At 65.9% G+C, this 1,718-nt stretch carries 3 protein-coding genes; 1 reads left to right on the top strand and 2 read right to left on the bottom strand.

From position 1 onward, the window contains the following. On the bottom strand, positions 1–290 hold a 290-nt coding region (locus tag AC2VON_RS16865), incomplete at its 3' end, for a ClpX C4-type zinc finger protein (protein WP_486953975.1). 309 nt (positions 291–599) lie between these two features. Between AC2VON_RS16865 and mmuM the strand changes: the two genes are divergently transcribed. Further along, positions 600–1,517 (top strand): homocysteine S-methyltransferase, encoded by a 918-nt coding sequence (gene mmuM / locus AC2VON_RS16870; protein ID WP_486953976.1) that lies wholly within the window; start codon positions 600–602, stop codon positions 1,515–1,517. A 101-nt stretch (positions 1,518–1,618) separates the two neighbouring features. On the opposite strand, the gene AC2VON_RS16875 is transcribed toward mmuM, so the two are convergent. Beyond that, positions 1,619–1,718, bottom strand: a 100-nt coding sequence (locus AC2VON_RS16875; RefSeq protein ID WP_486953977.1) for an ATP-dependent Clp protease proteolytic subunit, incomplete at its 5' end; no start/stop codon positions are given.

The raw sequence follows: 1,718 nt of genomic DNA on the forward strand, positions 1-1,718 counted from the left end.
TGGATGCGCTTGTAGTGGTTGTAGACGGCCACCGCCAGCGTCCGTTTGGCGGTGTCCTGGCCGATGACATAGCCCTCCAGGAAGTCCCTGATCTCCGTAGGCTTGGGCAGTTCGTCGAGTTTGACATCGGCGGCATCGGCCAGTTCTTCTTCGATGATCTCGTTGCACAGGTCGATGCACTCATCGCAGATGTACACACCCGGGCCTGCGATGAGCTTCTTGACTTGCTTCTGGCTCTTCCCGCAGAACGAGCACTTCAACAGGTCACCGCCGTCTCCGATGCGCGCCATGGTGCTTCAGTGCCTACTTCCTGTTCGCCGTTCGTCGTCGGTGCGTCGAGTGCTGAGTTAGGTGCTCTGCTCCGACGCTACCTGCTTGGTTTGGCACGACGCGACCCATCGGGCCGAATCGCGTCGTTGGTATTCGTCGTAGGTCGTGGTTTTCTGTGGTTCCTGTGGTTCCTGTGGCTTGTGTCCGCTCCAGAAGATATCGCCTCACCGGGCCGCATCATGGTGAAACGCGCTGCCGTGGCCTTGGCGTGTCGCGGTCGTTACCCGACTGAAAGGCTTGCAGGCACTGCGGTGCCTACAGTGGCGGCCGTGGGGTTCACGGGGTTGGTGGTGCCCGACGATACCGTGCTCGTCAGCGATGGCGGTCTGGCCACCGAACTGCAAGCACGCGGCCATGACCTGTCCGACCCACTATGGTCGGCGCGACTGCTCGCCGATGCACCACAAGAGATCAGCGCCGTGCACACCGCTTTCTTTCGTGCCGGGGCAATGATCGCCACCACCGCCAGCTATCAGGCATCCTTCGGCGGGTTCGCCGCACGGGGAATCGACACGGACACGGCGACCCGGTTGCTGCGGCACAGCGTGGACCTGGCCCGTGCCGCCGAGCGCGTCGCTTCCCGCGACGGCGGTAGCCGGTGGGTGGCCGCCTCCGTCGGCCCGTATGGTGCCGCGCTCGCCGACGGCTCGGAGTACCGCGGGCGCTACGGCCTGTCGGTGCGCAAGCTGGCGGCCTGGCACCGGCAGCGCTTGGCGGTCCTGGCCGCCGCTGGGTCGGATGTGCTTGCGCTGGAAACGATCCCCGATGCCGACGAGGCCGAGGCGCTGATTAACCTGGTGCGTGAGCTCGACATGCCGGCCTGGCTCAGCTACACCGTCGACGGCACCCGAACCCGCGCTGGCCAACCGCTAGCCGAGGCGTTCGCGGCGGCTGCGGGAGTGCCGCACATCGTTGCGGTCGGGGTCAACTGCTGCGCTCCCGTCGATGTGTTACCCGCGATCGAGGTGGCCCGTGACGTCACCGGCAAGCCGGTGATCGTCTATCCGAACAGCGGCGAGCGCTGGGACGCGCACCGCCAGGCCTGGGTCGGGCCGCCGCGCTTCCCGGTCGAGTCGGTACCGGCATGGGTGGCCGCGGGCGCACGGATCGTCGGGGGCTGTTGCCGGGTGGGTCCGGCTGACATCGCCGCCATCGCTCATGCCGCCGCCTCGTTGCGCCGAAAGTGAAACTGTTGCGACTTTTCCTGCGGAAATTCGCAACGGCTTCACGCTCGGCGAGCGGCTTACCCTGCTTACCCTGCTTACCCTGCTGTCCCCGCCTACCCCGACTACCCTGCCCGAGCCGACAGCTTGCGGTACTCCAGCACGGTGTCGATGATTCCGTAGTCCTTGGCCTCTTCGGCGGTGAGGATTTTGTCGCGGTCGGTG

Source organism: Mycobacterium sp. TH-M82, assembly GCF_057473605.1.